This window comes from Clostridium sp. UBA5119 (assembly GCF_002414285.1).
GTDB classification, from domain to species: Bacteria; Bacillota; Clostridia; order Clostridiales; family Clostridiaceae; genus Clostridium_J; species Clostridium_J sulfidigenes.
Window position 1 is genome coordinate 1 of record NZ_DHYX01000107.1, and the last position, 5,706, is coordinate 5,706.

Annotated in this window: 6 protein-coding genes; all 6 read left to right on the plus strand. The window is 32.5% G+C overall.

The genetic code is table 11. The annotated features are described in order from the left end of the window. The first annotated feature begins 218 nt into the window (after positions 1-218). A complete protein-coding gene (locus tag B2671_RS16170) occupies positions 219-944 on the plus strand; it encodes an MBL fold metallo-hydrolase (RefSeq protein ID WP_346871325.1) in 726 nt (241 codons plus the stop codon). Positions 945-1,433: 489 nt separating this feature from the next. Then, the gene (gene hypB, locus B2671_RS16175) at positions 1,434-2,105 is read left to right on the plus strand and encodes a hydrogenase nickel incorporation protein HypB (RefSeq protein ID WP_346871326.1); all 672 of its coding nucleotides are present in this window, start codon (positions 1,434-1,436) and stop codon (positions 2,103-2,105) included. Positions 2,106-2,136: 31 nt separating this feature from the next. Beyond that, the gene (locus tag B2671_RS16180; protein ID WP_346871327.1) at positions 2,137-4,827 is read left to right on the plus strand and encodes an FAD-dependent oxidoreductase; all 2,691 of its coding nucleotides are present in this window, start codon (positions 2,137-2,139) and stop codon (positions 4,825-4,827) included. A 95-nt stretch (positions 4,828-4,922) separates the two neighbouring features. Beyond that, positions 4,923-5,264: a hydrogenase maturation nickel metallochaperone HypA gene (locus B2671_RS16185; RefSeq protein WP_346871328.1), complete on the plus strand. Its 342-nt coding sequence runs from the start codon at positions 4,923-4,925 to the stop codon at positions 5,262-5,264. Positions 5,265-5,272: 8 nt separating this feature from the next. Then, the gene (locus tag B2671_RS16190; protein WP_422653246.1) at positions 5,273-5,569 is read left to right on the plus strand and encodes a hypothetical protein; all 297 of its coding nucleotides are present in this window, start codon (positions 5,273-5,275) and stop codon (positions 5,567-5,569) included. Between the two features lie 42 nt (positions 5,570-5,611). Beyond that, on the plus strand, positions 5,612-5,706 hold a 95-nt coding region (locus tag B2671_RS17705), incomplete at its 3' end, for a hypothetical protein (protein WP_422653247.1).

Below are 5,706 nucleotides of genomic sequence, written 5' to 3' on the forward strand. Positions count from 1 at the left end.
ATGACTACATTATACAAGGAGATAAGAAAATAAATATATAAATAATATTGTTCGTGTGGATATTATGCTATAAAATGTAAGTATGTATATCATAAATTTCAAATAATATAATTAAAGTTTATTTATATTAATTACACGTAGATATGCCTCAATTGCTATTATACTTAACTAAATATAAAATACTTTTGAATAAGTAAGAAAGAAGAGGAAGTTAGTTTATGGAATTAAAAAAAATATCTAATAGAATTTATTATTTACCTGCCGAAGAAGAAACTGATAGGCCAGTTATTGGATATATCAAAGGAGATAAATGTTCATTGGCTATAGATGCAGGTAATTCAGCTAAACATGTAGAAAAATTTTATTGTGAATTAAATAATGTAGGTTTGAAATTACCAGATTATACAGTGATTACCCATTGGCATTGGGATCATACATTTGGCATGCATTCAGTAGCAGGAAAGACAATTGCTGGACAATTGACAAATAATAAATTGAAAGAAGTTGCAACATGGCAATGGTCTGATGATGATATGAAAAGTAGACTTGAAACAGGTAAAGATATTGAAATGTGTGACAAATGTATTAAATTGGAGTATTCAAACAGACAAGATATAAAAGTAGCTTCTGCAGATATAGAATTTAGCGGAAGTTTAAAAATTGATTTGGGTGGTATTTATTGCGAGATAACTGAAATTGAAGCACCTTATTCAGAAGATTCGGTATTGATTTATGTACCGGAAGAAAAAGTGGTTTTTATTGGTGATGCAGATTGTGAAGATCACTATGATAATAATGGCTATTATGATAAGGATAAGTTAGGGTGTTTTATTGAACTAATTAAGGAAATTGATTTTAATACTTATGTTCTGGGACATGATAAACCTGAAACGAAGGAAGAAGTAATTTCATACTTAATGGACGAATTAAAAAAGTTAAGATGAGACATAAAGAGGGGAATCGCACCATAAATAGGTGTGATTTTTTTGTTATTTAAGTGGTGAGTTGAAATTGAATATATATTAGTATTAAAAGAGAATTTTAGATGATTAAGAAAATATATGAATAGGAACTTTGCAAATGAGTAGTATAACATGAGAGAAATAGTAATATGAATGATTGAATTATCAGTGAAGATATAAATTATATAGAAAAGTAGGTTTTACATATATGCGAGGCCAACCATAACCATGGTGAAATATCGTCAATAGTCCACGGAAATAAAATGTTCAAAGTCTTAGTAGCAATCATGCTACAAAATTTTAAAATAATCAATAGGAAAATAACAGATAGCATACAGTAAAATATATCATATTAAAGCATATATGGGAATATATTTCATTAATATGGATTCCATGATACAATTTTATTGTAAGTAATATTTTTTATATTTTAATGTAAAAAAGAAAAATTAAATGGGGGTGTAGAATAGTATGGATATGTATAAAGTTATTGAGATTAAGCAAAATATTTTCGAAAACAATGATAAACAAGCAGAACTACTTAGGGAAGATTTAAAAAAAGATAAGACTTTTTTGTTAAATTTAATGTCATCACCAGGGTCAGGGAAAACAACAACTGTTTTAAGAACAATTGAAGCTTTAAAAGATGAAATGAGTATTGGGGTCTTAGAAGCTGATATTGACTCAGATGTGGACGCTAATACTGTTTCCAAGACAGGTGCAAAGGTAATACAATTGCATACTGGTGGCATGTGCCATCTTGATGCAGATATGACCAAACAAGGACTAAATGGATTGGGAACAGAAGATGTTGATTTTGTAATATTAGAAAATGTAGGTAACTTAGTATGCCCAGCAGAATTTGATACTGGTTCATCAAAAAATGCTATGATATTAAGTATACCAGAGGGAGATGACAAGCCCTTAAAATATCCTTTGATGTTTTCCATTGTTGATGTTTTATTAATTAACAAGATAGATGTAATAGATTATTTTGACTTTGATTTAGAAGTAGTGAAAGAGCGTGTGAAAAAATTGAATCCAAATATCAAGGTTATCCCAATCTCTGCTAGAACTGGTGAGGGAATTGATGACTGGGTTAACTGGATACGTAATGAAGTAAAAGATTGGAATAAAAAATAGGGTATAATGAAAAATTATTGGGGGAATGGGTATGGTAAAAGTAAAAGTATTAGAACTTGCAAATCATATAAGTAAGATAAAACCTGGTTCAAAAAATGAAATAAAGCCGGAGGATCCAGAATATAAAATTTTGGAACCAGTTGTTACAGAAGAAATGGCAGAAGTAGGACTTTGTATTGAATTCCGTAAACCAAAGAGCGCAGAAGAAGTTGCTGTTTTATGTGGCAAATCTTTAGAGGAAACAAAGAGAATCCTATGGGAACTAGCCATTGCTGGTGTTTGCTTTGTTGGTGAAGAAGATGGCGTTGACAAGTACTGGTTTGAGATTTGGGTTCCAGGACACATGGAAATGATAGTTAACCATCCACATAAGGAAAATGTTGAGAATTATAAGCAAATTGCTGAGGCTTTTGAGGCCTATGGAAGAAAAAAAGCACCTATAACAGCAGGCATTTTTCCAGTAGGAACAGGCCCTATGCGTGTTATCCCTATAGAAACATCAATTCAAGGTGAAACAAGAAGAGCATCTTATGAGGAAGTTTCTAAATATCTCAATGAAAATACTGTTTTCTCCGTTTCGGATTGTTCTTGTCGTACATCAAGAGAAGCTATGGGAGAAGGTTGTGGCCACTTGAAGGAAGATATGTGTATTCAGCTTGGTCATGCTGCTGAATACTATATCCGTACAGGAAGAGGAAGAGCAATTACCCGCGAAGAAGCTTTTGAAATCATTAAAAGAGCCGAAGAAAATGGTTTAATGCACCAAATGCCAAATGCAGATGGTCCAGGAAAAACTCATGCCATTTGTAACTGTTGCGGCTGTTCATGTTACGCTACGAGAATTGCAGGAATGTTCTTAAATAATGATATGGTGCGCTCAAATTATGTATCAAGAGTTGATAAAGACAAATGTGTTGGTTGTGGAGAGTGTGTTCAAATTTGTCCGGTTAATGCATTGAAATTAGGTCAAAAATTATGTGCTAAAACGCCAATTGTTGAAAAGAAGAGAGTTGACTTTGCCCATAATACAGAGTGGGGTTCAGATAAATGGAATGTTGATCATCGTATCAACAAGAAAAATGTTGTTGATACAGGTACAAGTCCTTGTAAAACACAATGTCCAGCACATATTTCCGTTCAAGGCTATGTTAAGCTAGCATCTCAAGGAAGATATAAAGAAGCGCTTGAACTTATCAAGAATGAAAATCCGTTTCCGGCTGTATGTGGGCGTATTTGTCCAAGGAAATGTGAATCTGCTTGTACTAGAGGAGATATTGATGAGCCAGTTGCTATAGATGAAATTAAAAAATTCATTGCTGAACAAGATTTAAAAATGGATACTCGTTATGTACCAAAATTAAGACATGAATATGGTAATAAAATTGCAGTTATAGGTGGTGGTCCTTCAGGTCTCTCTTGTGCTTTTTATTTAGCTCTTGATGGTTATAAGGTAACGGTATTTGAAAAGCAAAAGGTACTTGGTGGTATGCTTACCCTTGGTATTCCTTCTTATAGATTAGAAAAAGAAGTTATAAACGCAGAAATAGATATTTTAAGAGAACTAGGAGTAGAATTTAAAACTGGTATTGAAGTAGGTAAAGACATAAGTCTTAAATACTTAAGAGGTCAAGGATATGAAGCATTCTATCTTGCAATCGGTGCTCAGTTAGGCAGAAACCTTGGTATCCAGGGTGAAGATTTAGAAGGGGTTATTACAGGAGTTGATTTCTTACGTAATGTAAACCTTGGTAATGAGGTAAACCTTGAAGGAGACGTGGTGGTAATTGGTGGCGGTAACGTTGCTATTGATGTTTCAAGAACAGCTACAAGAGTTGGAGCTTCAAAGGTTAACATGTTCTGTCTTGAAAGTCGAGAGGAAATGCCAGCCCTTGAAGAAGAAATTGAAGAAGCATTATCAGAAAGCATTGAAGTTAACAATTCTTGGGGTCCAAAGCGAATTCTTGAAGAAAATGGGAAAGTAATAGGCATAGAATTTAAAAAATGTCTTTCAGTTTTTGATGATAATGGAAAATTTAGTCCTATGTTTGATGAAGAGATCACTAAGATTGTAAAGACAAATCATGTTCTAATTTCAGTAGGTCAAGGAATGGATTGGGGTAGATTGCTAGAAGACAGCAAAATAGAATTGAATCCAAACAAGACAGTGAAAGCAGATTCCTTCACTCTACAGACAGGGGAGTCAGATGTATTTGCTGGTGGGGATGCATTAACAGGTCCTAAGTTTGCTATTGATGCCATTGCTTTGGGTAAAGAAGGTGCAATTTCAATTCATCGCTATGTTCAACCTGGACAGAGCTTAGTTCTTGGAAGAGATAGAAGACAGTACTCTGCACTTGATAAAGAAAACTTAACATTACAAGGATATGACCGCATACCAAGGCAGAAAGTAGACCATGTAGATGGAAAGAGATCAAAAGAAACCTTTAAGGATTTACGCCCTACATTTACTGAAGAGCAAGTGATGAAGGAAACAGAACGTTGCCTTGGTTGTGGTGCTACAATTACAGATGAATATCAATGTATAGGATGTGGTGCATGTACAACCAGATGTAAGTTTGATGCTATTACACTTTTTAGAAAATATGATGCACAAAGTGTACCACTTGAAAAGCTTAAACCTATAATTGTTAAAAATATAATTAAGCGTAAATGTGTAATCACAGCTAGAAAGATTAAAAAGTTATTCACAAAAGATTCTTAAAAATAAAACGAAATAATTGACATATTACAGGAGAAAAGGTGAGGGAACATATAGTTACCCTCCACCTTTTTACCTAGATAAGAAGGGTGATTTTAATGCATGAATTAGGTGTAGTAATTGAAGTGGTTAAAACTGTTGAAAATTTCGCAGAAAAGAATGGATTAAAGAAAATAGATACAATAGTTCTACAAATTGGAGAACTCTCATCAATGATTCCTAAATATATTGAATCTTGTTATCCGGTAGCTGTAGATGGTACAAAATTACAGAACACAAAATTAAAGATTGAAATATTACCAGGTAATGCAATATGTAAAAAGTGTAGAAAAGTTTTTAATATCATTGAGAATAGCAGTAAGTGTCCAAGCTGTACAAGTGAAGAATGGGAGTTATTATGTGGAAAAGAGTTTATGATAAAGGAAATAGTTGCTTGTTAAAGTAAGGATTGGAAGATTACATAAAAACTTTAATAAATAATTTACCTAATTATGCTGGCCTTTATAGATATAGAATGGGTGATGTTATTCAGGTAGTTGGATTTTATAATAATTGTCCTGAAGTGGAGTTTTTATATAGGAAGAATCAAGTGTTGAATATGGTATCTGAAAAAACTAATGAAGAACATTTAACTAATTCTATAAAAAGTACAATAAAAAAATTAAATTTAAACTTAGTAGACTATACTACAATGCCTGATAACTCAATTACACCTGGAAGATATGCGTTTTACTTTGAATTTTAAAATAGTATATATAATTATAAGATTAAATTATTAGAGGAAACCTTGGATAAGGAGATTAGAAGTTCTAACTTAGCCTATGATAGAGCTAGAAATAACAAGAATTTATCTATGGTAAAAGTAATACTTTTACAACCAAC

Coding starts and splice junctions, on each gene's coding strand:
- B2671_RS16180 (WP_346871327.1), top strand. CDS start 2,137: ATGGTAAAAGTAAAAGTATTAGAACTTGCAAATCATATAAGTAAGATA.
- B2671_RS16185 (WP_346871328.1), top strand. CDS start 4,923: ATGCATGAATTAGGTGTAGTAATTGAAGTGGTTAAAACTGTTGAAAAT.
- B2671_RS16170 (WP_346871325.1), top strand. CDS start 219: ATGGAATTAAAAAAAATATCTAATAGAATTTATTATTTACCTGCCGAA.
- hypB (WP_346871326.1), top strand. CDS start 1,434: ATGGATATGTATAAAGTTATTGAGATTAAGCAAAATATTTTCGAAAAC.